This window comes from Klebsiella sp. K5-306 (genome assembly GCF_051835185.1).
Taxonomy (GTDB): domain Bacteria; phylum Pseudomonadota; class Gammaproteobacteria; order Enterobacterales; family Enterobacteriaceae; genus Klebsiella; species Klebsiella oxytoca.
In genome coordinates, this window is the sequence record NZ_JAIFJY010000016.1 from 26,387 (window position 1) to 50,624 (window position 24,238).

The window sequence follows — 24,238 nt, forward strand, 5'->3', positions numbered from 1 at the left end:
ACAATTAATCTGTACGCCAGTATTCCACGCCGTTAAACGCTGCCAGGCTGCGCGTATGTGTCCAGTGGGAGGAAGCTTTGAGCACGACTAACCATGATCACCACATCTATGTCCTGATGGGCGTTTCCGGCAGCGGGAAATCCGCTGTCGCCAGCGAAGTGGCGCATCAACTGCACGCCGCGTTTCTCGACGGCGACTTTCTTCATCCGCGCAGCAATATCAACAAGATGGCTTCCGGCGAACCGTTAAATGACGACGACCGCACCCCGTGGCTGCAGGCGCTGAACGATGCCGCCTTTGCTATGCAGCGCACCAATAAAGTGTCGCTGATTGTCTGCTCCGCGTTGAAAAAGAGCTATCGCGACATCCTGCGTAAAGGTAACCCGAACCTCTCCTTTATCTATCTGAAAGGTGATTTTGCGGTTATCGAACAACGTCTGAAGGCGCGTAAAGGCCACTTCTTTAAGACTCAGATGCTGGTTACGCAGTTTGAGACGCTGCAGGAACCGGGCGCGGATGAAAGCGATGTGTTAATCGTCGATATCGACCAGTCATTGGAAGGCGTGGTCGCCAGCACCATTGAGGTGATCAACAAAGGCAGTAACTAGTGAGTACATTAACGCTTGTTTTGACAGCAGTCGGCTCCGTTTTGCTGCTGCTGTTTTTAGTCATGAAGGCGCGTATGCATGCCTTCGTGGCTTTGATGGTGGTTTCTATTGGAGCAGGGCTTTTTTCCGGAATGCCGTTAGATAAGATCGCGGCGACGATGGAAAAAGGCATGGGCGGCACGCTGGGTTTTCTGGCTATCGTCGTCGCGTTAGGGGCTATGTTTGGTAAGATCCTGCATGAAACCGGCGCGGTCGACCAGATTGCCGTTAAGATGCTGAGATCTTTCGGCCACAATCGCGCCCATTATGCGATAGGTCTGGCCGGGCTTATCTGCGCGCTGCCGCTGTTTTTTGAAGTGGCGATCGTGCTGCTGATCAGCGTGGCTTTCTCAATGGCGCGCCATACCGGCACCAACCTTGTGAAGCTGGTGATCCCGCTGTTTGCTGGCGTAGCCGCCGCGGCCGCGTTCCTGCTGCCGGGGCCTGCGCCGATGCTGCTCGCCTCGCAGATGCATGCCGACTTTGGCTGGATGATCCTGATTGGCCTGTGCGCCGCTATCCCGGGGATGATTATTGCCGGGCCGCTGTGGGGTAACTTCATCAGTCGCTATGTTGAGCTGCACATTCCGGACGATATTAGCGAGCCACACCTTGGCGAAGGCAAAATGCCGTCGTTCGGCTTCAGCCTGTCGCTGATTCTGCTGCCGCTGGTGCTGGTTGGCCTGAAAACCATCGCCGCGCGCTTTGTGCCGGAAGGTTCTACCGCTTACGAATGGTTTGAGTTTATCGGCCATCCGTTTACCGCGATTCTGGTGGCGTGCCTGGTGGCTATCTATGGTCTGGCGGTACGTCAGGGAATGGCTAAAGATCGGGTGATGGAGATTTGCGGTCATGCGCTCCAGCCTGCGGGCATCATCCTGCTGGTCATCGGTGCGGGCGGGGTGTTTAAACAGGTGCTGGTCGACTCCGGCGTAGGCCCTGCCCTCGGTGAAGCGTTAACCGGTATGGGCCTGCCGATTGCCATCACCTGCTTCGTGCTGGCGGCGGCGGTGCGTATTATTCAGGGTTCCGCGACCGTTGCCTGCCTGACGGCAGTCGGGCTGGTGATGCCGGTTATTGAACAGCTGCACTACAGCGGCGCGCAGATGGCGGCGCTCTCTATCTGTATCGCCGGCGGTTCTATCGTGGTCAGCCACGTTAACGACGCGGGCTTCTGGTTGTTCGGCAAGTTTACCGGCGCGACCGAAGCGCAAACGCTGAAAACCTGGACGATGATGGAAACCATCCTCGGCACCGTCGGGGCGATTGTTGGTATGATTGCGTTTACGCTGTTGAGCTAAACGCCAAAGTGATAACCCGGCGGAGCGAAGCGATGCCGGGTTAATTTCATGCTCGACTTATATCGAAAACCTTTAGCTTTAACCCTCTCCCGATCTGCCACTATCAGAAATACGATAAACGTCATACGGCTCACAAACCCACGCCACGCCTGGTTTTATCGGTCTTCTCCGCAAGAATAAAACAACCCAATTTCTGCTGTAATCCATAATCTTGATCAATAAAATAGCGGCGGAAAATATTCCCTTCTCAATCTAAATTCCCTGATAATTATTCGGGTATTCCGGGGTGCCAGTGACGGCGGCCGCCAGGCAAAATTAGCTGCGTTACTGATTGCCTGGCAATCATTGATTAATTTCACTTGCGACTTTAGCTGCATTTTGTAATGTGAAGGACTAACCAGTAGGAAACTGGCCTGGAACAAACAGCACACACCTCGCAGGAATACGTTATGAAAAATGTTGGTTTTATCGGCTGGCGCGGAATGGTCGGCTCTGTCCTCATGCAACGCATGGTAGAAGAGCGCGATTTTGACGCCATTCGCCCTGTTTTTTTCTCCACCTCCCAGTTGGGGCAGCCTGCTCCATCCTTTGGTGGCAGTACCGGTGGCACGCTTCAGGATGCATTCGATCTGGAAGCACTGAAGGCGCTGGACATTATTGTCACGTGTCAGGGCGGCGATTACACCAACGATATTTACCCGAAGCTGCGTGAAAGCGGCTGGCAGGGCTACTGGATTGACGCCGCCTCTTCGCTGCGCATGAAAGACGACGCCATCATTATTCTTGACCCGGTGAATCAGGATGTCATTACCGCAGGTCTGAACAACGGCGTTAAAACCTTTGTCGGCGGCAACTGTACCGTTAGCCTGATGCTGATGTCCCTCGGCGGCCTGTTTGCTCAGGATCTGGTTGAGTGGGTGAGCGTGGCGACTTACCAGGCGGCTTCCGGCGGCGGTGCGCGTCATATGCGCGAACTGCTGACCCAGATGGGCCAGCTGCACAGCCATGTTGCGGCTGAGCTGGCGGATCCGGCTTCCGCAATCCTGGAGATTGAACGCAAAGTCACCTCTTTGACCCGCAGCGGCGAACTGGCGGTGGATAACTTTGGCGTTCCTCTGGCGGGCAGCCTGATCCCATGGATCGACAAACAGCTGGATAACGGCCAGAGCCGTGAAGAGTGGAAAGGCCAGGCGGAGACTAACAAAATCCTCGCGACCGCCTCACCGATTCCGGTAGACGGCCTGTGCGTTCGCGTTGGCGCGCTGCGCTGCCATAGCCAGGCGTTTACCATCAAGCTGAAAAAAGATGTTTCTATTCCGACCGTTGAAGAACTGCTGGCCGCGCACAACCCGTGGGCCAAAGTGGTGCCGAACGATCGTGATATTACTATGCGTGAGCTGACCCCGGCTGCCGTCACCGGCACCCTGACCACCCCGGTGGGGCGCCTGCGTAAACTGAATATGGGGCCGGAGTATCTGTCGGCGTTCACCGTTGGTGACCAGCTACTGTGGGGGGCCGCCGAGCCGCTCCGCCGTATGCTAAGACAGCTGGCGTAGTCGTCACAAGATGAGAAAAGGGGTGTTGAAACACCCCTTTTTTTTGCGTAATACAAGGAGTAAACGCGAATGTTAGATTTTTCCCAACGGAGGTAACTCAGCCTTGGCTATGCTTTAAGTAAGGAGTCATGACGTCTCCTTACCTGAAGGTGGGACGGAGCAGGGGGACGCGTAACGTGCTGCGCCGTTCAGGTCAAAAAAAAGTCGCCAGATACAGGAAAGGGCGACACCTACAACAGGATGAAACCATGTCTAATCGTATCGATAAGGACGTGATTAATGCGCTTATCGCCGGCCATTTTGCGGATCCTTTTTCCGTGCTTGGCATGCATTACACCGACGCCGGGCTGGAAGTTCGTGCATTATTACCCGATGCCACCGAAGTGTGGGTCATTGAACCAAAAACCGGACGCAAAGTCGGCAAGCTGGAATGCCTCGACTCGCGCGGTTTCTTTAGCGGCGTTCTGCCGCGTCGTAAAAATCCTTTTCGTTATCAGTTGGCTGTCACCTGGCACGGGCAGCAGAATCTGATCGATGACCCGTATCGTTTTGGCCCGCTGCTGCAGGATCTGGATGTCTGGCTGCTGTCGGAAGGCACGCACCTGCGTCCGTATGAAACGTTGGGCGCGCATGCCGATACTATGGACGGCGTGGTCGGCACGCGTTTCTCGGTCTGGGCGCCTAACGCCCGTCGGGTGTCGGTCGTCGGCCAGTTTAACTACTGGGATGGTCGCCGCCACCCGATGCGCCTGCGTAAAGAGTCCGGCATCTGGGAGCTGTTCGTTCCCGGCGCGCTGAACGGCCAGCTGTATAAATTCGAGCTGATTGATGCCCACGGCAACCTGCGGGTGAAGTCCGACCCTTACGCTTTTGAAGCGCAGATGCGCCCGGATAGCGCCTCGCTCATCTGCGGGCTGCCGGAAAAGGTCCAGCAGCCGCCGGAGCGCAAGCTGGCTAACCAGTTTGATGCGCCAATCTCGATTTATGAGGTGCACCTCGGCTCCTGGCGTCGCCATACCGATAATAACTTCTGGCTGAGCTACCGCGAGCTTGCCGACCAACTGGTGCCTTATGCCAAATGGATGGGCTTCACCCATCTTGAACTACTACCGGTTAATGAGCATCCGTTTGACGGCAGCTGGGGCTATCAGCCAACCGGGCTATATGCGCCAACTCGTCGCTTCGGCACCCGGGAGGATTTCCTCTACTTTATCAACGCCGCGCACGCTGCGGGCCTGAACGTGATTCTGGACTGGGTACCCGGCCATTTTCCGGCGGATGATTTCGCGCTCGCCTCGTTTGACGGCACCTCGTTGTATGAACATAGCGACCCGCGCGAAGGCTACCACCAGGACTGGAACACCCTGATTTACAACTACGGTCGTCGCGAGGTCAGTAATTATCTGGTCGGCAATGCGCTGTACTGGATCGAACGCTTCGGCATTGACGCGCTGCGGGTTGATGCGGTGGCATCAATGATTTATCGCGACTATAGCCGCAAACAGGGCGAGTGGGTGCCGAACGAATTCGGCGGTCGGGAAAACCTTGAAGCCATTGAGTTTCTGCGCAATACCAACCGCGTGCTGGGCGAGCAGACGCCGGGCGCGGTGACGATGGCGGAAGAGTCGACCGATTTCCCCGGCGTGTCTCGTCCTTCCTCCACCGGCGGGCTCGGCTTCTGGTTCAAGTGGAACCTTGGCTGGATGCACGACACCCTCGACTATATGAAGCTGGACCCGGTGCATCGCCGACATCATCACGACAAGATGACCTTCGGTATGCTCTACAACTACACCGAAAACTTTGTCCTGCCGCTCTCTCATGATGAGGTCGTGCACGGCAAAAAATCGATTCTCGACCGTATGCCGGGCGATGCCTGGCAGAAGTTCGCTAACCTGCGCGCGTACTACGGCTGGCTGTTTGCCTTCCCCGGTAAAAAGCTCCTGTTTATGGGCAATGAGTTTGCTCAAGGGCGAGAGTGGAACCACGATACAAGCCTCGACTGGCATCTGCTGGAAGGCGGCGATAACTGGCACCACGGCGTTCAGCGGCTGGTGCGCGATCTCAACCATACTTATCGCCACCATAAAGCGCTGCATGAACTGGATTTTGACCCCTACGGATTTGAATGGCTGGTGGTGGACGACCACGAGCGCTCGGTCTTTATCTTTGTTCGTCGCGACAGGGCGGGTAACGAAATTATCGTCGCCAGCAACTTCACGCCAGTGCCGCGCCATGAGTATCGCTTTGGCATCAACCAGCCTGGCCGCTGGCGTGAAGAGCTGAACACCGACTCTATGCACTACCACGGTAGCAATACCGGCAACGGCGGCGTCGTCGAGAGCGACCCGATCGCCAGCCACGGTCGTGAACACTCGCTCTCCATTACGCTGCCGCCGCTGGCGACGGTATGGCTGGTGCGGGAGGCGCAATGATCGCACTCACGGCAGGAAAGCCCGCGCCTTTAGGGGCCAGCTACGACGGTAAGGGCGTGAATTTCGCGCTCTTTTCCGTCCATGCGGAGCGGGTGGAACTCTGCGTGTTTGACGAGCAGGGCAATGAGCGGCGAGTCGACCTAGCCGCACGCAGCGGCGATATCTGGCACGGCTGGCTCGCCGATGTCGGGCCAGGTCTGCGCTACGGCTACCGCGTCCACGGCCCCTGGGACCCGGCGCAGGGGCACCGTTTCAATCCGGCAAAGCTGCTGCTCGATCCCTGCTGCCACAAGGTGGATGGCGGACTGCCTGACGACGAGCGACTTCACGGCGGCGATAGCGTTCCCGATAACCGCGATAGCGCGGCAATAGCGCCGAAGTCGCGGGTAATCGACCTCCATTATGACTGGCGCGGCGATAAGCCGCCGCGCACGCCGTGGGGCCAGACGGTGATTTATGAAGCCCACGTCAAGGGGCTGACCTGGCTGCACCCTGAGCTGCCGGAAGAGATCCGCGGCACCTACAAAGCGCTGGGTCATCCGGTGATGATCGAATACTTCCGCACGCTCGGCATTACTGCACTAGAGTTAATGCCGGTGGCGCAGTTCGCCAGCGAACCGCGTCTGCAGAGGATGGGGTTAAGCAACTATTGGGGCTACAACCCGCTGGCGATTTTTGCCCTCGATACGCGCTACGCCAGCGCGCCGGAGCAGGCGTTAAACGAATTTCGCGATGCGGTAAAAGCGCTGCACGCGGCAGGTATTGAAGTGATCCTTGACGTGGTGTTGAACCATAGCGCGGAGATAGACCTGGAAGGGCCGACCTTCTCCCTGCGCGGAATCGACAACCGTAGCTATTATTGGATCAGGGAAGACGGTGATTACCACAACTGGACCGGCTGCGGGAACACCCTCAACCTCAGCCATCCCGGGGTGGTGGAGTATGCGCGCCAGTGTCTGCGCTTTTGGGTCGATGAGTGCCACGTCGACGGTTTTCGTTTCGACCTCGCCTCGGTAATGGGGCGGACGCCAGAGTTTCGTCAGGATGCGCCGCTGTTTGAGGCCATTCGTAACGATCCGCGGCTGGCGGAAGTGAAGCTGATTGCCGAGCCCTGGGATATCGGTCCCGGGGGCTACCAGGTCGGTAACTTTCCGCCGTTGTTTGCTGAGTGGAACGACCATTTCCGCGATACCGCACGTCGATTCTGGCTACAGCAGAACGTCTCGCTGGGCGACTTCGCGCTGCGTTTTGCCGCATCGAGCGACGTTTTCCAGCGTAACGGCAGAGCGCCGTCGGCGGCGATTAACCTGGTCACCGCGCACGATGGTTTCACCCTGCGCGACTGCGTTTGTTTCAATCAGAAACACAATGAGGCAAACGGGGAGGAGAATCGCGATGGGACTAACAATAACTACAGCAACAATCATGGTATAGAAGGATTAGAAGGGAGTCTTGCCGTCATTGAGCGGCGCCGTGCCAGCGTTCACGCTCTTCTGGCGACGCTACTGCTGGCGCAGGGAACGCCGATGCTGCTGGCGGGTGACGAACACGGTCACAGCCAGCATGGTAACAACAATGCTTACTGTCAGGACAATGCGTTGACCTGGCTGGACTGGAACCATACTAACCGCGGGCTGACCGCGTTCACCGCCGCGTTGATTCATCTGCGCCAGCGTATTTCGGCTTTAACCGATAATTGCTGGTGGCAGGAGGGAGACGGCAGCGTTCGCTGGTTAAACCAACATGCTCAGCCGCTGTCCGCTGATGAATGGCAGCACGGTGCGCCGCGCATGCAGATCATATTGTCCGATCGCTGGCTGATGGCGCTGAACGCCACCGCCGAGGTGGCAGAGATGGTTTTACCCGCGGGGGAATGGCGCGCCATTCCACCTTTCGCCGGAGAGGATAATCCGGTCACTATGGCTGTCTGGCATGGGCCCGCGCACGGAGTGTGCGTATTTCAAAGGTCGTAACCTCGGGGCTTCCGGTTGGTCTCGAAGCGGCGGCGCGACGAGAAGGGCAGGCAAGCTGGGGAGTAAAAAAGGAGTTAATTATGGTTGGGGTAGAAAAGAACGATCCATTGATGCTGGCGCGTCAGTTGCCGATCAAATCCGTTGCGCTGATCCTTGCCGGGGGACGTGGTACCCGTCTGAAGGATCTGACCAATAAACGCGCGAAACCTGCTGTCCATTTCGGCGGCAAGTTCCGTATTATCGATTTTGCGTTATCTAACTGTATTAACTCAGGTATTCGTCGTATCGGCGTCATCACCCAGTATCAATCGCATACTCTGGTGCAGCATATTCAGCGCGGCTGGTCTTTTTTCAATGAAGAGATGAACGAATTTGTTGACCTGCTGCCTGCCCAGCAAAGGATGCAGGGAGAAAACTGGTATCGCGGCACCGCGGACGCGGTGACGCAGAACCTCGACATCATTCGTCGCTACAAGGCGGAGTATGTCGTCATCCTCGCCGGCGACCATATCTACAAACAAGACTACTCGCGGATGCTTATCGACCATGTCGAAAAAGGCGCGCGTTGCACCGTTGCCTGTATGCCGGTGCCTATTGAAGAAGCACGGGCGTTCGGCGTAATGGCGGTGGACGAGAGCGATAAGATTATCGATTTCGTCGAAAAACCGGCTAACCCTCCGGCGATGCCGGGCGATGCGAGCAAATCGCTGGCGAGTATGGGTATCTATGTCTTTGACGCGGATTACCTTTATGAGCTTCTGGAAGAAGACGACAGCGATGAAAGCTCCAGCCACGATTTTGGTAAAGACATCATTCCGAAAATCACCAAAGCTGGCATGGCTTATGCACATCCTTTCCCGCTCTCCTGCGTGCAGTCCGATCCGCAGTCTGAGCCCTACTGGCGGGATGTCGGGACCCTGGAAGCGTACTGGAAAGCCAACCTCGATCTGGCTTCGGTGACCCCGGAACTGGATATGTACGATCAGAACTGGCCGATTCGCACCCATATGGAGCCTCTGCCTCCGGCGAAATTCGTTCAGGACCGCTCGGGTAGCCACGGGATGACCCTCAACTCGCTGGTCTCCGGCGGCTGTATCATCTCCGGTTCGGTGGTTGTGCAGTCGGTGCTGTTCCCGCGCGTGCGGGTGAATTCATTCTGTAATATTGATTCGGCAGTCTTGCTGCCAGAGGTTTGGGTTGGCCGTTCGTGCCGCCTGCGTCGCTGCATTATTGACCGTGCCTGCGTGATACCGGAAGGTATGGTTGTTGGTGAGAACGCGGAAGAGGATGCACGCCGTTTCTACCGCTCGGAGGAAGGTATCGTGCTGGTCACCCGCGACATGCTGCGGAAATTGGGGTACCCACAGGAGCGCTAATGCAGGTATTACATGTATGTTCAGAGATGTTCCCGCTGTTAAAAACCGGTGGACTGGCGGATGTGATCGGCGCGCTGCCTGCAGCGCAAATTGCCGGGGGCGTTGACACGCGCGTACTGTTGCCCGCGTTTCCTGATATCCGCCGCGGCGTGACGGATGCGCAGGTGGTAACGCGCCGGGAGACGTTTGCCGGGCGTATCACTTTACTGTTCGGCCACTTTAACGGCGTGGGCATCTATCTGATTGATGCTCCGCATCTCTACGATCGTCCGGGGAGCCCTTACCACGATACCAATCAGCATGCCTATACCGACAACGTGCTGCGCTTCGCGCTGCTGGGCTGGGTAGGCAGCGAGATGGCCTGCGGCCTGGATCCTTTCTGGCGTCCCGATGTTGTTCACGCCCACGACTGGCATGCGGGGCTGACCCCTGCCTACCTGGCGGCGCGCGGCCACCCGGCGAAGTCAGTCTTTACGGTGCATAACCTGGCCTATCAGGGGATGTTCTACTCGTGGCATATGAACGACATTGAGCTGCCCTGGTCGTTCTATAACGTTCATGGCCTCGAATTTAACGGTCAGATCTCCTTCCTGAAGGCGGGTCTTTACTACGCCGACCATATTACGGCGGTTAGTCCAACCTATGCCCGCGAAATCACCGAGCCGCAGTTCGCTTACGGGATGGAAGGGCTGCTGCGCCAGCGACAGCATGAGGGCCGCCTTTCGGGGATCCTCAACGGAGTGGATGATCATATCTGGAATCCGGAAAGCGACCTGCTGCTGGCCGCGCGCTATGACCGCGATCGGCTGGAAGAGAAGGCTGAGAACAAACGTCAGCTGCAAATCGCCATGGGGCTGAAGGTGGATGATAAAGCGCCGCTATTTGCCGTGGTTAGCCGTTTGACCAGCCAGAAAGGGTTGGACCTGGTGCTGGAGGCGCTGCCGGGCCTGCTGGAGCAGGGCGGTCAGCTGGCGCTGCTGGGGGCTGGCGATCCGGTACTGCAGGAGGGCTTCCTGGCCGCTGCGGCCGAGCATCCGGGCAAAGTTGGCGTTCAGATTGGCTACCATGAGGCATTCTCTCACCGCATTATGGGCGGCGCCGACGTGATTCTGGTGCCCAGCCGTTTTGAACCGTGCGGTTTGACCCAGCTGTACGGCCTGAAGTACGGCACGCTACCGCTGGTGCGGCGCACCGGCGGTCTGGCAGACACCGTTTCCGACTGCTCGCTGGAGAATCTCGCCGACGGTCTGGCTACCGGCTTTGTTTTTGAAGATAGCAACGCTGTGTCGCTGCTGCGGGCCATTCGACGCACGTTCGTCCTGTGGTCGCGCCCATCGCTCTGGCGTTACGTCCAGCGCCAGGCGATGAATATGGATTTTAGCTGGCAGGTTGCCGCAAACTCTTACCGCGAACTTTATCAACGCTTGCTGTAACCAGGAGCAAAGCTATGAATGTACCTTTTAGCTACTCATCACCCACCCTGAGCGTTGAGGCGTTAAAGCACTCTATTGCTTATAAACTGATGTTTATTATCGGTAAAGATCCGGCTATCGCGAACAAGCATGAATGGCTTAATGCTACGCTGTTCGCCGTTCGCGATCGCATGGTTGAGCGCTGGCTACGTTCAAACCGGGCGCAGCTCTCTCAGGAGGTGCGCCAGGTATACTATCTGTCGATGGAATTTTTGATTGGCCGTACTTTATCCAACGCGCTGTTATCGCTAGGTATTTATGAAGATGTGAATAGCGCGCTGGAAGAGATGGGGCTGAATCTTGAAGAGCTGATTGATGAAGAGAATGACCCGGGCCTGGGCAACGGCGGCCTGGGGCGTCTGGCCGCCTGCTTCCTTGACTCGCTGGCGGCGCTGGGTTTACCGGGCCGTGGCTACGGTATTCGCTACGACTACGGCATGTTTAAGCAAAACATCGTCGATGGGCGGCAGAAAGAGTCCCCGGATTACTGGCTGGAGTATGGTAACCCGTGGGAATTTGAGCGCCACAATACGCGCTATAAAGTGCGTTTCGGCGGCCGCATTCAGCAGGAAGGTAAACATTCACGCTGGGTGGAAACCGAAGAGATTATTGCTGAAGCCTACGATCAGATTATCCCGGGTTTTGATACCGACGCCACCAATACGCTGCGTCTGTGGAGCGCGCAGGCCAGCAGCGAGATTAACCTCGGTAAATTTAATCAGGGCGACTACTTCGCGGCGGTGGAAGATAAAAACCACTCCGAGAACGTGTCGCGGGTACTTTATCCGGATGACTCCACCTATTCCGGGCGCGAACTGCGCCTGCGCCAGGAGTATTTCCTCGTGTCGGCGACGGTACAAGATATCCTCAGCCGCCACTACCAGCTGCATAAAACCTACGCCAATCTGGCGGATAAAATCGCGATTCATCTCAATGACACGCACCCGGTGCTGTCGATTCCGGAGCTGATGCGCCTGCTGATTGACGAGCATAAGTTCAGCTGGGATGAGGCGTTCGAGGTAACCTGCCAGGTCTTCTCTTATACCAACCATACCCTGATGAGCGAAGCGCTGGAGACCTGGCCCGTCGACATGCTGGGTAAAATTCTGCCGCGTCATTTGCAGATTATTTTCGAGATTAATGACTACTTCCTGAAGACCCTGCAGGAGCAGTATCCCAACGATACGGCGATGCTGGGTCGTACGTCGATTATCGACGAGTCTAACGGGCGTCGCGTCCGTATGGCGTGGCTGGCGGTGGTGGTAAGCCACAAGGTCAACGGCGTGTCGGAGCTGCACTCCCGGCTGATGGTTGAGTCGCTGTTTGCCGAATTTGCCAAAATTTTTCCGATGCGCTTCACCAACGTCACGAATGGCGTGACTCCGCGCCGCTGGCTGGCGCTGGCGAATCCGCCGTTGTCAAAAGTGCTGGATGAAAATATCGGTCATACCTGGCGCACGGATTTAAGTCAGCTGAAGGAGCTGGAGCAGCATATCGACTATCCGAAGGTCAATCAGGCGGTACGCCAGGCCAAGCTGGAAAACAAGCAGCGGCTGGCGAACTACATCGGCCAGCAGCTTAACGTGGTCGTCAACCCGAAGGCTCTGTTTGATGTGCAGATCAAGCGTATTCACGAGTACAAACGTCAGTTGATGAACGTGCTGCATGTGATCACTCGCTACAATCGCATCAAAGCCGATCCTGACGCTGAGTGGGTACCGCGAGTGAATATTTTCGCCGGAAAGGCGGCTTCGGCTTACTATATGGCGAAGCATATTATTCATTTAATTAATGATGTCGCGGCGGTAGTGAATAACGATCCGGAAGTTGGCGATAAGCTGAAAGTGGTGTTTATTCCTAACTACAGCGTTAGCCTCGCGCAGCTGATCATTCCGGCGGCGGATCTCTCCGAGCAGATCTCTCTGGCAGGGACGGAGGCGTCCGGTACCAGCAACATGAAGTTCGCGCTTAACGGCGCGTTAACCATTGGTACTCTGGATGGCGCTAACGTTGAGATGCAGGAGCACGTTGGGGCGGATAATTTCTTTATCTTCGGTAATACGGCGGAACAAGTTGAAGCCCTGCGGGCCAATGGCTATAAACCGCGTGATTACTACGAGCAGGATGAAGAGCTGCACCAGGCGCTGACGCAGATTGGCACCGGCCTGTTTAGTCCATCTGAACCGGGACGTTACCGCGACCTGCTGGATTCGCTGATTAACTTCGGCGACCACTATCAGGTTCTGGCGGATTACCGTAGCTACGTGGATTGTCAGGATAAGGTGGATGAGCTGTACCGTCATCCGGAGGAGTGGGCCAATAAAGCGATGCTGAATATCGCTAATATGGGTTACTTCTCGTCCGACCGCACGATAAAAGAGTATGCCGACCATATCTGGCATATCGATCCGGTAAGGCTGTAACGGGGTTGTCATAAAAAAACGGGGCCTACGGGCCCCGTTACTATTTACGCTGTTATGACGCCAGCGACAGCTCAGACTTTCCCGCGTGCTGCGCCAGCCATTTGCTAATGCGCGCCTGCTGTTCATCCGTGAGCCACATGCCCTGCTTGGTCCGCCGCCAGATAGCGTCATCCAGTGAACGAACCCATTCGTGCTCAACCAGATAGCGCAGTTCGGCTTCAAAAAACTCATGACCGAAATGTTCGCCCAGATCGTCCAGCGAGGTCGCCTTATCAAGGATCAACTCGCTGTTGCTGCCGTAGGTGCGGGCGTAATGGCGGGCCATAGATTCACTGATAAACGGGAAGCGGCGGCGCAGCTTAGCCGCATAGTCATCACGGTCGCCGCCGATATCGCCGCCGGGCAGCACCGCGGTTTTGGTCCATGCCGGGCCAATGCCTTTGTAGTAAGGCGTCAGTTTCTCCAGCGCGTGTTCGGCCAGCTTACGGTAGGTGGTGAGCTTACCGCCGAAGACCGATAGCAGCGGCGCCTGGCCGTTCTCATCATGAATATCGAGGGTGTAATCGCGGGTGATCGCCTGCGGTGAATCAGATTCATCATCGCACAGCGGGCGCACGCCCGAGTAGGTCCAGACAATATCGTCCCGGGTGAGTTGTTTTTTAAAGTGAGCGTTATAGACGTTCAGCAGATAGTTAACCTCTTTGTCATCGATCGCCACCGCTTTTGGATCGCCTTTATATTCGACGTCGGTGGTGCCGATGATGGAGAACTCGTCCATCCACGGGATCACAAAGACAATGCGTTTATCTTCATTTTGCAGGATATAGGCCTGCTTCTGCGTATGTACACGCGGTACGACGATATGACTGCCTTTAATCAAGCGGATACCGTACGGAGAACGCAGGTGCATCCCCTCGTCGAAGAACTGTTTGACCCACGGGCCGGTCGCGTTAACCAGACCGCGCGCCTGCCAGGTGAACTTTTCACCGCTATCAATATCTTCCGCTTCGACAATCCACAAACCGTTTTCACGTTTTGCTGAAATGGCGCGGGTGCGCGTGCGTACTTCTCCACCTTTACGCACAACCATCTGGGCATTGGCCAGCACCATGCGCGCATCGTCGACCCAGCAGTCGGAATATTCGAAACCGCGCACGATTTCAGGTTTAAGTACTGATTCTGTACCAAAACGCAAACCGGTTGATCCAGGCAGGCTGGTGCGCTTACCGAGATGGTCGTACATAAACAGGCCAATGCGGATCATCCACGCCGGACGCAGGTGCGGGCGATGCGGTAAGCGAAAACGCATCGGGAAGGCGATATGCGGGGCCATTTTTAATAACACTTCACGCTCGGCCAGCGCTTCGCTCACCAGGCGGAATTCATAGTGTTCGAGGTAGCGCAGCCCGCCGTGAATCAGCTTTGAGCTGGCGCTGGATGTCGCGCAGGCCAGATCGCGCGCCTCCAGCATCAGCACGGATAAACCACGCCCTGCGGCGTCTGCCGCGATACCGGCACCGTTGATGCCTCCCCCTATCACAATCAGATCTTTGGTTTCCACGCTGCTACCTCTTACACTTTCGTTTAAGCTCACAAATGTTCGATATCGCTCAATATAGCAAACAATCGCGCCATTGGTAACATCAAAAAAACATTTCAGAGTGATGCGTGTAACATATTGGCGTTTATTTCGCGCCAGGCTGTACACTAGGCGCTAAAATCCGGGGCGTTTCGTCGCCTGCCTGTAGAAAAAAAGAGAGCTTATGGATCACTTTGAATGTATTAACGTAGAAGAAGCCCACCAGAAAATGCATCAGCAGACGGCGGTGCTGGTGGATATCCGCGACCCGCAAAGCTTCGCGATGGGCCATACGCCGGGCGCGTTTCATCTGACCAACGATACGCTGGGCGCGTTTATGCGCGACAACGACTTTGATACGGCGGTCATGGTGATGTGCTATCACGGTAATAGCAGCAAGGGCGCTGCGCAATATCTGCTGCAGCAGGGTTACGACAAGGTGTACAGCGTGGACGGCGGGTTTGATGCCTGGCAACGGCATTTTCCGGCGGAAGTCGCGCATGGCGCAGTTTAGGCGTTAGCGCAGGTTGTGGCTATAATATCCCCCTTTGTGTGGAATAAGCGAACCGCTGCATGTTAATGATTACCTCTTTTGCCAACCCGCGCGTGGCCCAGGCGTTTGTCGACTATATGGCGACGCAGGGAATTATTTTGACTATTCAGCAGCATACACAGAGCGATATCTGGCTGGCTGACGAGAGCCAGGCCGCGCGCGTGCAGGCCGAACTGGCCCGATTTCTTGAAAATCCAGCCGATCCGCGCTATCTGGCCGCCAGCTGGCAGTCGGGGCACACCAATAGCGGGCTGCACTACCAGCGATTCCCTTTTTTAGCGACGCTTCGCCACAACGCCGGGCCGGTTACCTGGAGCGTTCTCTTCGCCTGCATCGCCGTCTTTGTCCTGCAATCGGTCATTGGCGATCAACCGGTCATGATGCTGCTGGCCTGGCCCTACGATCCTTCGCTGAAATTTGAAGTCTGGCGCTACTTTAGCCATGCCCTTATGCACTTCTCGCTGATGCATATTCTGTTCAACCTGCTATGGTGGTGGTACCTCGGCGGGGCGGTAGAAAAGCGAATCGGCAGCGGCAAGCTGGTGGTGATTACCGCGATCGGCGCTTTACTGAGCGGCTTTGTACAGCATCAGTTTAGCGGCCCGTGGTTTGGCGGTCTGTCCGGCGTGGTCTATGCGCTGATGGGCTATGTCTGGCTGCGAGGCGAACGCGATCCGCAGAGCGGCGTTTATTTACAGCGCGGCTTGATACTCTTCTCCTTAGTATGGTTAGTTGCTGGATGGTTTGATGTTTTCGGCATGTCGATTGCGAACGGTGCGCACGTGGCTGGTCTGGTGACCGGGCTGGCGATGGCGTTTGTTGATACGCAGAATGTGCGAAAACGAACGTAGAGATTCCCAGGGATATTTCATGAAACAAACACAACGTCATGACGCGATTATCGAGCTGGTAAAAAAACAGGGATACGTCAGTACCGAAGAACTGGTCGAACAGTTTGCCGTCAGCCCGCAGACCATTCGCCGCGACCTGAATGATTTAGCCGATCAGAAAATGATTCTGCGCCACCACGGCGGCGCTGCGCTACCGTCCAGCTCGGTGAATACGTCCTGGCACGACAGGAAGTCGACCCAGACCCAGGAAAAAGAGCGCATCGCCCGTAAGGTCGCGAGCGAAATTCCCGATGGCGCGACGCTGTTTATCGATATCGGCACCACGCCGGAAGCGGTGGCCCATGCGTTGCTTAACCATAACGATTTGCGCATCGTCACCAATAATCTCAACGTCGCCAATACGCTTATGGTGAAAGAGGATTTCCGCATCATTCTGGCCGGCGGCGAGCTGCGCAGCCGGGATGGCGGTATTATCGGTGAGGCCACGCTCGACTTTATCTCTCAGTTCCGACTCGATTTTGGCATTCTTGGCATCAGCGGCATCGACAGCGATGGCTCGCTGCTGGAGTTTGACTACCACGAAGTGCGCACCAAACGGGCGATTATTGAAAACTCCCGCCACGTAATGCTGGTGGTTGATCATTCCAAATTCGGCCGCAATGCGATGGTGAATATGGGCAGCATCAGCATGGTTGATGCGGTCTATACCGATGTGATGCCGCCCGCAGGGGTACTGAAGGTGATTACCGATAACAACCTTCAGCTGGAGCTGTGCTGATCCTTTAGCATTTCCCAGCCCAGGCCAAAGCGCGCCAGATACTTGCGCAGCCGATCCGCGTCGTTGACCGTTGCTTTGCCGAGGCGTGAAACGTTAAAGAGCTGGCGTCCGGCATCGGAAATCGTTGTTGCCTGCTGGCATACGGCAATGACGTTTTGTAGATGCAGGCGATCAAAGAGGTCAAGATTTTCCACCTCCGCCCCCAGTAGCGCGTCGAGCGCTGAGGGGCGGCGATCGTTCCAGCTGTAGCGCAGCCGTTCAATCTCATCCTCCACCGTGCTTACCGTGATGCGACCGTTTTCCGCCAGGGTCGCCATGCGGGTCACGCTGGCGGACAGTTCGCGGAAGTTGCCGCTCCACGCCGCCTGGGGCGAGGTGGCGAACGTCAGCCACGCGCGGCGCGCTTCGGTATTAAAGCGCACGCTGTCGCCGGTTAGCGCGGCGTGACGCTCCATTTCATACTCGAGATTGGGTTCGATATCTTCCTGGCGCTGACGCAGACCGGGCAGTTCAAAGGTCCACAAATTAATACGTGCGTAGAGATCTTCGCGGAACTGGCCCTGCGCAACCCGCTGGCGCAAATCGCGCACGGTGCCGGCGATGAGCTGAAAATCGCTGCTGACCTGCTGGTCGCTGCCGAAGGGATAGAAGCGTTTTTCCTCAATGGCCTTCAACAGCATCGCTTGTTCATCTGCTCCCAGTTCGCCAATCTCATCCAGGAAAAGCATTCCGCCGTTAGCGCTGCGCAGCAGGCCAGCCCGTTCTTCCCTTGCGCCGGTAAAAGCGCCTTTGACATGGCCAAACAGCGTCGACATTGCGGTATCACCGCGCAGGGTGGCGCAGTTCACCTCGACGAGCGGACCGTTAAACTGATGGCGCGCCAGCTTTAACTCATAAATGCGGCGGGCAAGAAATGATTTACCTGCGCCGGTGGGGCCGTTCAGCAGAATCGGCGAACGGGAGCGGATAGCGACGCGCTCAATATTCTCGATCGTGCGGTTGAAGCGCGGGTTACGGGTCGCGATACCGGATTTCAAAAAGTTAAGCGTCTCTTCCCGTTCCTGGGCGAAGCGGCTGGCGATAGCGTTATAGCGGCTGAGGTCGAGGTCAATGATCGTCACGCCGCCCGGGGTATGGGGCTTGTCTTTTTTCCGCGGCGGGGAGGTTTGCGCCAGTCGCGCCGGGAGATAGCGCGCTTCGGCCAGCAGGAACCAGCAGATCTGCGCCACGTGAGTGCCGGTGGTGATGTGTATCAGATAGTCTTCATCTTCAGGATGGAACCGGTGGCTGCGGGCAAAATCGTGCAGGCAGGCGTAAACCTCCTCGAAATCCCATGGATTGCGGATGGCCATCTCAACGCCGACGACCTCCGTTTCCGGCGATACGCTGGCGATATCCTGCTTTAAGGTCTCAAACAAGCCGCGCGAACGGGCGTCGTAAAGCAGCTCAAGGCGATGAACAACCAGTGTTTCCTGCTGACACAGGCATAAGGTTGGCCGCCATTTCTCCCAGCGCTGGCTGCCGCGGCCAACGTAATCCAGTACCGTACCGACAAAACCAAAGGCTACCGTTTTGCGCATCTTAGATTTCCTTATAAAAGACGATATTTAATTATCGTACTTTCGCTTCCCGCACGCAGTGTCTTTTTGAATGAAGCGCGGGTAAAAATAAATAAACCATAAAAATCAAACAAATAATTTTATTTTTATAATCTGGCACGCAGGTTGCAAAGACACTGTCATGGAGAATAACGGAACCAGGAGCTCAGATGGCTAATCTACTTCTGTTCCGTTCCGCCGTTATGACGCGCCGGCAAGTTCTCATGATGCGGCTCCGGTTCAGCCGGCGTTAAGATGCTTCACAACTTGTCGCCGCCCTATTAATAAAATGAGAAAAGACAATGAATTATGAATTGATGGCCACCCAGAACGCCCCGGTGAAAATGTGGACCAAGGGCGTACCCGTGGAAGACGAAGCGCGCCAGCAGTTGATTAACACGGCAAAGATGCCGTTTATTTTCAACCATGTTGCCGTTATGCCCGATGTGCACCTTGGTAAAGGATCGACAATCGGAAGCGTGATCCCCACTCTCGGTGCGATTATTCCGGCTGCGGTTGGCGTGGATATCGGCTGCGGAATGAATGCGCTGCGCACCAGCTTAACGGCGGCGGATCTTCCGGATAACCTTGCTGAATTGCGTAGTGCGATTGAAGCCGCCGTGCCGCACGGACGGACGACCGGTCGGGGCCGTCGTGACGCGGGGGCATGGGAAAATCCACCGGCTAACGTTGACGCGCACTGGTCAACGCTGCATGCGGAGTTTCAATGGCTAACCAGTAAATATCCGCGCTTCCTTAACACCAATAACTACAAGCACCTGGGAACGCTGGGAACCGGTAACCACTTTATTGAAATTTGCCTCGATGAGGCGCAGCAGGTTTGGGTGATGTTGCACTCCGGTTCACGCGGAATTGGTAACGCCATAGGCACCTATTTTATTGAAATGGCGCAAAAAGATATGGAGCAGCATATTGCGAACTTGCCCTCGCGCGATCTGGCTTATTTCTCTGAAGGCAGCGAGCATTTCGTGGATTACGTTCGGGCGGTGAGCTGGGCCCAGGATTATGCGCGCGCCAACCGTGAAGCGATGCTGGAAAACGTGCTGCTGGCGCTGCGTAAAACCATCGACAAACCCTTTACGCTGGTGAGCGAGGCGATTAACTGCCACCATAACTATGTGCAAAAAGAGCAGCATTTTGAGAAGGAGATTTACGTTACCCGTAAGGGGGCGGTATCCGCCCGGCGCGGTCAGTACGGGATTATTCCGGGATCGATGGGCGCGAAAAGCTTTATTGTTCGCGGACTCGGTAACCCGGAGTCGTTCTGTTCATGCAGCCACGGCGCCGGACGCGTGATGAGCCGTACCAAAGCGAAAAAACTGTTTAGCGTAGAGGATCAGATTCGCGCCACCGCGCATGTAGAATGCCGTAAAGATGCAAACGTCATCGACGAGATCCCGATGGCCTATAAGGACATTGACGCGGTGATGGCCGCGCAGTCCGATCTGGTGGAAATTGTGCATACCCTGCGTCAGGTGGTATGCGTGAAAGGATAATGTAATGAAAAGGATGATTACGCTGGACGGCGCGCAGGGAGAAGGCGGCGGGCAGATTTTGCGCTCGGCGCTGAGCCTGTCGATGATAACCGGCCAGCCGTTTGAGATTATCGGCATCCGCGCCGGTCGCGCTAAACCGGGCCTGCTGCGCCAGCATCTCACGGCGGTACGGGCGGCGGCCGAGATCTGTAGCGCTCAGCTGAGCGGCGATGAGCTGGGCTCGCAGCGGCTGCGTTTTGTCCCTGGGCCGATTCGCGGCGGAACGTATAAATTTGCCATCGGCAGCGCGGGCAGCTGCATGCTGGTGCTGCAAACGGTGTTACCGGCGCTCTGGTTTGCCGATAGCCCGGCCCGCGTCGAAGTCAGCGGCGGCACGCATAATCAGGCGGCCCCGAGCGCGGATTTCATTTGCCGCGTCTGGGAGCCGCTGCTGGCGAAGATGGGTATAAACCAGCGTACGGCTTTGATCAAGCATGGCTTCTATCCGGCCGGGGGCGGCGCCGCGCTAACGGAAGTGGCGCCGAGTGCGTCACTCAGCGGGCTACAGCTGCTTTCGCGTGGTGAAACGAATTGCCTCACCGCAGAAGCGCTGCTGGCGGCGGTTCCTTACCACGTTGGCGAGCGCGAAGTGATAGCGCTGGAGGCCTGGCTGCCGCTGGCAGATAAAAAAATTCGCGTGCTGGAGGGCGGCGCCGGGCCGGGAAATACGCTGTCGCTGACCGTGGAGTGCGAACATCTTACGGAGCTGTTTATGGCTTTTGGCTCCAAAGGCGTGAGTGCTGAAAAGGTTGCGCACCAGCTTGCTTCGCAGGCCAAACGCTATCTGGCAAGCGAAGCGGCTGTGGGGGAATATCTGGCCGACCAACTGATATTACCGCTGGCGCTGGCGGGCGAAGGTGCGTTTACCGTCGCGGAAGTATCGGCGCATTTGCTGACCAATATCGCGGTGGTTGAGCGATTTCTGCCGATCCGATTTACCTGTGAACCGAGTGATATTGGCTATCTTATTCAGGTTCGCGATTAAACTTTGCGGTATCGCCGGAAACGTAAAGTGGTGATTCTCTTCTGTCTCGGGAAAAGGCCGGAATGAGGGCTGTTTTGCGCATGTTCTTCCCCTGACCCTCTCCCCGAAGGGGCGAGGGGATCGTTTCGCTGGCTTTTTTAATGACATAACAATGCGTTAGCGTTTTAGGTAAAACAGAATAGTTTTCCACAGATCGCGCAGGAATTAGACTCCATATCCCATCATTTTAAGCAACTGCTGGGCATGCTGAACGGCATCCTGGCGGTGCGCGACGCCCAGCTTTTGATACAAATTGCGAATATGCGTTTTAATCGTGGTGGCGGCAACGTCCAGCTCGCCGGCAATCTGCTCATTGCTGTAGCCGGAATAGATAAGTCCCAGTACCTGCCATTCGCGCTGGGTTAGCGGGCTGGTGCGGATGAGCTCTGGCACTTCCGGGTGGTTCAGCAGCCGCTCGACGAAGCTCTCGTCAAAGTGGGCGAATTTGTGGCGATGATGCTGGTTAATATCGCGCAGAATACGCTGGGCGCGGTGCTGCTCGAGCTCCGGCAGGGTATTGAGCTGAATCAGCTGGCGCAGCTGCTGCGCCATCGCTTCACCTTCAATGACAAAATGATTGATAAACCCGGTGCGGTTGGCGAGGGTGAGCGCTTCCAGTAGCGCTTTCTGCGCTTCGCTTTTACGCCCGGCCTGCCAGTAGAGCTGGTTGAGCAGCAGCAGGTTGCGGTTGAGATCGCTCATCAGACGCAGCGAGCGGGCGTTATCGTTTAGCTCTTCCAGCACCATTTCAGCGGAATCAAAATCACCGAGCAGGATCTGCGCGCGGGCGATATTGCGCCACTGGCTCTGCAGGAAGTGGTTGTTAGCGAATTCCGGTTTGGGCGTCTGACGCAGCCAGTTTGCCGCGGCGGCTTTATCGCCGACCATCTGCCAGTAGATCACCCGGACTTTATCGGCATTGGATACCCAGTCGCTATGGTAATGACCGTTGCCAAGCAGATTCTCCAGGCGATTCAGATGGCTGCGGGCGTTATCCAGATCGCCGCGCGCCAGCGAGCACTGCACCATCAGCGTCAGGCACTGCAGCTGTTGCTGCGGTTGGTAGGACGAAAGCACGTTCATGCCGTTGCGCGCGGAGGTTTCCGCTTCATCCAGCCGCGCCCATGCCCACAGCAGCTGGGAGCGAATACGCAGCAAAAACTCATGCATCGGCAACTGCTCCAGATGCTGTTCGCGAATGAGCTGGAACGCTTTTTCCTGAATTTCCCAGGCGGCCTGCAGGAAACCCTGCGCAAACAGGATTTCGCTTTGCTGAATCATGCTCCATAGCGCGTAGTGCCAGACGTCATGGCGGCGGGCCATCTGTTCCGTCTGCTGCATGACCGCCAGCGATTTACTCAGTTGGCCTTTGCAGTGCAGCACTTCGCCGTGTACCGAGGTCGCCACGATTCGGCTGTAGTAGCTGGCCAGCGGCAGCTCATCAAGTGCCACCATCGCCAGGCGCTCGGCTTCGTCCTGATCGCCGGCGTTGATCGCCACCTGGGCACGCAGGGCGTTGAAATCGCCGTGCATGGCGGTGTCCATTTCCGTATCCATCTCCTGCTCGGCGCGGGCCAGCAGGGTATTCACTTCGCTATAGCGGTGCTGGCTCTGCATCAGCCAGGCCTGCAGGAGAATTAACCGCGGATTTTCCAGCAGGTTTGACCACGGCAGCGCGGCGAGAGACTGTTCCAGCAAGCTCAGCTCGCTATGGTTAAACATGCCCCATGCGTGATTGAGCAGAATATCGCGCAGCATTTTAGCGTCGCCCGCCGCCAGGGCGTGATGGATAGCCTCGGTCGGGAAGCCCTGCGCCATCCAGCTCTCGGCCGCCGCGCGGTGAATTTCCGGCAGCTCAACCGCCAGCTCCCACTGACAGCGCTGGCGCAGAAAATTACCAAACAGCGGATGATAACGGAACCATTCGCCGGAATCGTCCATCCGTTGCAGGAATAGCCCCTGGCGTTCAATCTCCTCCAGCTGCATCTGGCCATTCTCTTCGCCAGTGACGCGGACGATGAGCGCATCGTTCATTGAGCGCAGCAGCGAGCTTTTCAGCAGGAAATTACGCGTTCGCGGATCGACGTTATCCAGCACCTCATCGACCAGATAGTCAGAAAGATGGCTGGCATTAATACCGGCAAGACGACGGGCGGAGTGTTGCGCGGAAGTGTTGTTCTGGCGCGCCGAGAGGGCGATCAGCTGCAGCGCGGTGGCCCAGCCGGCAACATCGTCGCACAGCCTTTTGCTGTCGTCGGCCTCAATAGGCGAACTGAGACGACAATCGAAAAACTGCTTGGCCTCCTGATGGGTAAAAGCGAGCTGCTGGCTGCCGATTTCCAGCAGCTGATCGCGTACGCGCAGGTTGGCGATACCCAGCTGCGGTAGATTACGCGACAGCACCACCAGAGTCATATTTTCCGGCTGGTGACGGAGGAAGAAGCGCATTGCATCATGAATAACCGGGTTGGTGATCAGATGGTAATCATCAATCACCAGGAATAGCGGGCGCTGCCAGTCGGCCAGTTCGATAAACAGTTGAGCGAAGAGGGAAGGCAGGCTGGCGTACTGGCGCTTTTGCACCATGGCCTCGCTGGCTGCACAGTGGCCGCCGGTCGCCTGCTGAACGGCGGCGATGAGATAGCTGGCAAAACGCTCCTGTTGGTTATCACCTTCATCCAGCGAGAACCAGCCAAGGTCATTTTTCCCCGCCGCCCATTGAGAAACGAGCGTGGTTTTACCGTATCCAGCCGGGCTGGTCACCAACGCGAGACGATAATTGTTCGCGCCGGAAAGTTTCGCCAGTAATCGCTCACGAACCACAGTGTGTTCAAGGCGGACCGGACGACTTAATTTAGACGGAATCAACATAGTTCTTCATTTCGCTGTGCAAGGGAGGGATTGCGAATTTTTTTGCGCTTCGTAATTAATACCCAATAAGGTCGGCCATAATGAATTTTATTGCAAGTTATGTCCGAGTTTTATGCTCTTGAATTTGCTCCATGTCACAAATTTTGACATCGAGTGAAATTGATATAAAGGAGGGCAGCGTGCGCGGTTTCTGGGCTTGCGGGAAATTCAGGCACCACAGGCTAATTTTTTTTACAATCTAAGTA

The 24,238-nt window shown here is 56.4% G+C and carries 16 protein-coding genes; 13 read left to right on the plus strand and 3 right to left on the minus strand.

Annotated features, from left to right (window positions below; genetic code table 11):
- Nucleotides 1-77 precede the first annotated feature (77 nt).
- The 8 genes from gntK to glgP all read left to right on the plus strand — a co-directional run bounded on the left by gntK (nt 78) and on the right by glgP (nt 13,183).
- Nucleotides 78-608, plus strand: coding sequence for a gluconokinase (gene gntK, locus K2184_RS21795; protein ID WP_004106496.1), 531 nt, complete (start codon nt 78-80; stop codon nt 606-608).
- Nucleotides 608-1,948 carry a gluconate transporter gene (gntU, locus tag K2184_RS21800; protein WP_004106495.1) on the plus strand — a complete coding sequence of 447 codons (1,341 nt, stop codon included), beginning with the start codon at nt 608-610 and terminating at the stop codon, nt 1,946-1,948. Before gntK ends, gntU begins: the two co-directional genes overlap by 1 nt.
- 449 nt (nt 1,949-2,397) lie before the next feature.
- Entirely contained in the window at nt 2,398-3,504 is a 1,107-nt protein-coding gene (gene asd / locus K2184_RS21805; protein WP_004106493.1) for an aspartate-semialdehyde dehydrogenase, read from the plus strand.
- Nucleotides 3,505-3,752: 248 nt separating this feature from the next.
- The gene (gene glgB / locus K2184_RS21810) at nt 3,753-5,939 is read left to right on the plus strand and encodes a 1,4-alpha-glucan branching enzyme (protein WP_004106491.1); all 2,187 of its coding nucleotides are present in this window, start codon (nt 3,753-3,755) and stop codon (nt 5,937-5,939) included.
- Nucleotides 5,936-7,912: a glycogen debranching protein GlgX gene (gene glgX / locus K2184_RS21815; RefSeq protein WP_163525603.1), complete on the plus strand. Its 1,977-nt coding sequence runs from the start codon at nt 5,936-5,938 to the stop codon at nt 7,910-7,912. Before glgB ends, glgX begins: the two co-directional genes overlap by 4 nt.
- An 80-nt stretch (nt 7,913-7,992) precedes the next feature.
- Entirely contained in the window at nt 7,993-9,288 is a 1,296-nt protein-coding gene (gene glgC / locus K2184_RS21820) for a glucose-1-phosphate adenylyltransferase (RefSeq protein ID WP_004106488.1), read from the plus strand.
- The gene (gene glgA, locus K2184_RS21825) at nt 9,288-10,721 is read left to right on the plus strand and encodes a glycogen synthase GlgA (RefSeq protein WP_004106486.1); all 1,434 of its coding nucleotides are present in this window, start codon (nt 9,288-9,290) and stop codon (nt 10,719-10,721) included. The genes glgC and glgA overlap by 1 nt, the downstream gene beginning before the upstream one ends.
- A gap of 14 nt (nt 10,722-10,735) precedes the next feature.
- On the plus strand, nt 10,736-13,183 hold the full coding sequence (gene glgP, locus K2184_RS21830; RefSeq protein ID WP_004106484.1) for a glycogen phosphorylase: 2,448 nt from the start codon (nt 10,736-10,738) through the stop codon (nt 13,181-13,183).
- Between the two features lie 52 nt (nt 13,184-13,235).
- Here the strand turns inward: glgP and glpD are convergent, their stop codons facing one another.
- Entirely contained in the window at nt 13,236-14,744 is a 1,509-nt protein-coding gene (gene glpD / locus K2184_RS21835; RefSeq protein ID WP_016810021.1) for a glycerol-3-phosphate dehydrogenase, read from the minus strand.
- Between the two features lie 202 nt (nt 14,745-14,946).
- Between glpD and glpE the strand changes: the two genes are divergently transcribed.
- The 3 genes from glpE to K2184_RS21850 are packed head-to-tail and all read left to right on the plus strand — an operon-like array spanning nt 14,947 to nt 16,944.
- The gene (gene glpE / locus K2184_RS21840; protein ID WP_024274780.1) at nt 14,947-15,276 is read left to right on the plus strand and encodes a thiosulfate sulfurtransferase GlpE; all 330 of its coding nucleotides are present in this window, start codon (nt 14,947-14,949) and stop codon (nt 15,274-15,276) included.
- Between the two features lie 59 nt (nt 15,277-15,335).
- On the plus strand, nt 15,336-16,166 hold the full coding sequence (gene glpG, locus K2184_RS21845) for a rhomboid family intramembrane serine protease GlpG (RefSeq protein WP_004116008.1): 831 nt from the start codon (nt 15,336-15,338) through the stop codon (nt 16,164-16,166).
- Between the two features lie 19 nt (nt 16,167-16,185).
- Entirely contained in the window at nt 16,186-16,944 is a 759-nt protein-coding gene (locus tag K2184_RS21850; protein ID WP_004106478.1) for a DeoR/GlpR family transcriptional regulator, read from the plus strand.
- On the opposite strand, the gene rtcR is transcribed toward K2184_RS21850, so the two are convergent.
- Nucleotides 16,926-18,524, minus strand: a complete 1,599-nt coding sequence (gene rtcR / locus K2184_RS21855; protein ID WP_125286453.1) for an RNA repair transcriptional activator RtcR — start codon at nt 18,522-18,524, stop codon at nt 16,926-16,928. The genes K2184_RS21850 and rtcR overlap by 19 nt on opposite strands.
- Before the next feature lie 320 nt (nt 18,525-18,844).
- On the opposite strand from rtcR, the gene K2184_RS21860 reads away from it, so the two are divergent.
- Together K2184_RS21860 and rtcA are read left to right on the plus strand one after the other, a co-directional pair.
- Nucleotides 18,845-20,059, plus strand: coding sequence for an RtcB family protein (locus tag K2184_RS21860; RefSeq protein WP_032729095.1), 1,215 nt, complete (start codon nt 18,845-18,847; stop codon nt 20,057-20,059).
- Between the two features lie 4 nt (nt 20,060-20,063).
- Nucleotides 20,064-21,083 (plus strand): RNA 3'-terminal phosphate cyclase, encoded by a 1,020-nt coding sequence (gene rtcA / locus K2184_RS21865; protein WP_064373637.1) that lies wholly within the window; start codon nt 20,064-20,066, stop codon nt 21,081-21,083.
- 204 nt (nt 21,084-21,287) lie between these two features.
- On the opposite strand, the gene malT is transcribed toward rtcA, so the two are convergent.
- Entirely contained in the window at nt 21,288-23,993 is a 2,706-nt protein-coding gene (malT, locus tag K2184_RS21870; protein WP_016810016.1) for an HTH-type transcriptional regulator MalT, read from the minus strand.
- Between the last annotated feature and the right edge of the window lie 245 nt (nt 23,994-24,238).

What these genes read in the sequence shown, in the direction of transcription:
- malT (WP_016810016.1), bottom strand. Translation starts at nt 23,993, where the DNA reads ATGTTGATTCCGTCTAAATTAAGTCGTCCGGTCCGCCTTGAACACACT.
- K2184_RS21850 (WP_004106478.1), top strand. Translation starts at nt 16,186, where the DNA reads ATGAAACAAACACAACGTCATGACGCGATTATCGAGCTGGTAAAAAAA.
- K2184_RS21860 (WP_032729095.1), top strand. Translation starts at nt 18,845, where the DNA reads ATGAATTATGAATTGATGGCCACCCAGAACGCCCCGGTGAAAATGTGG.
- glgC (WP_004106488.1), top strand. Translation starts at nt 7,993, where the DNA reads ATGGTTGGGGTAGAAAAGAACGATCCATTGATGCTGGCGCGTCAGTTG.
- asd (WP_004106493.1), top strand. Translation starts at nt 2,398, where the DNA reads ATGAAAAATGTTGGTTTTATCGGCTGGCGCGGAATGGTCGGCTCTGTC.
- glgB (WP_004106491.1), top strand. Translation starts at nt 3,753, where the DNA reads ATGTCTAATCGTATCGATAAGGACGTGATTAATGCGCTTATCGCCGGC.
- glgX (WP_163525603.1), top strand. Translation starts at nt 5,936, where the DNA reads ATGATCGCACTCACGGCAGGAAAGCCCGCGCCTTTAGGGGCCAGCTAC.
- rtcA (WP_064373637.1), top strand. Translation starts at nt 20,064, where the DNA reads ATGAAAAGGATGATTACGCTGGACGGCGCGCAGGGAGAAGGCGGCGGG.
- rtcR (WP_125286453.1), bottom strand. Translation starts at nt 18,524, where the DNA reads ATGCGCAAAACGGTAGCCTTTGGTTTTGTCGGTACGGTACTGGATTAC.
- glpG (WP_004116008.1), top strand. Translation starts at nt 15,336, where the DNA reads ATGTTAATGATTACCTCTTTTGCCAACCCGCGCGTGGCCCAGGCGTTT.
- glgP (WP_004106484.1), top strand. Translation starts at nt 10,736, where the DNA reads ATGAATGTACCTTTTAGCTACTCATCACCCACCCTGAGCGTTGAGGCG.
- glgA (WP_004106486.1), top strand. Translation starts at nt 9,288, where the DNA reads ATGCAGGTATTACATGTATGTTCAGAGATGTTCCCGCTGTTAAAAACC.
- glpE (WP_024274780.1), top strand. Translation starts at nt 14,947, where the DNA reads ATGGATCACTTTGAATGTATTAACGTAGAAGAAGCCCACCAGAAAATG.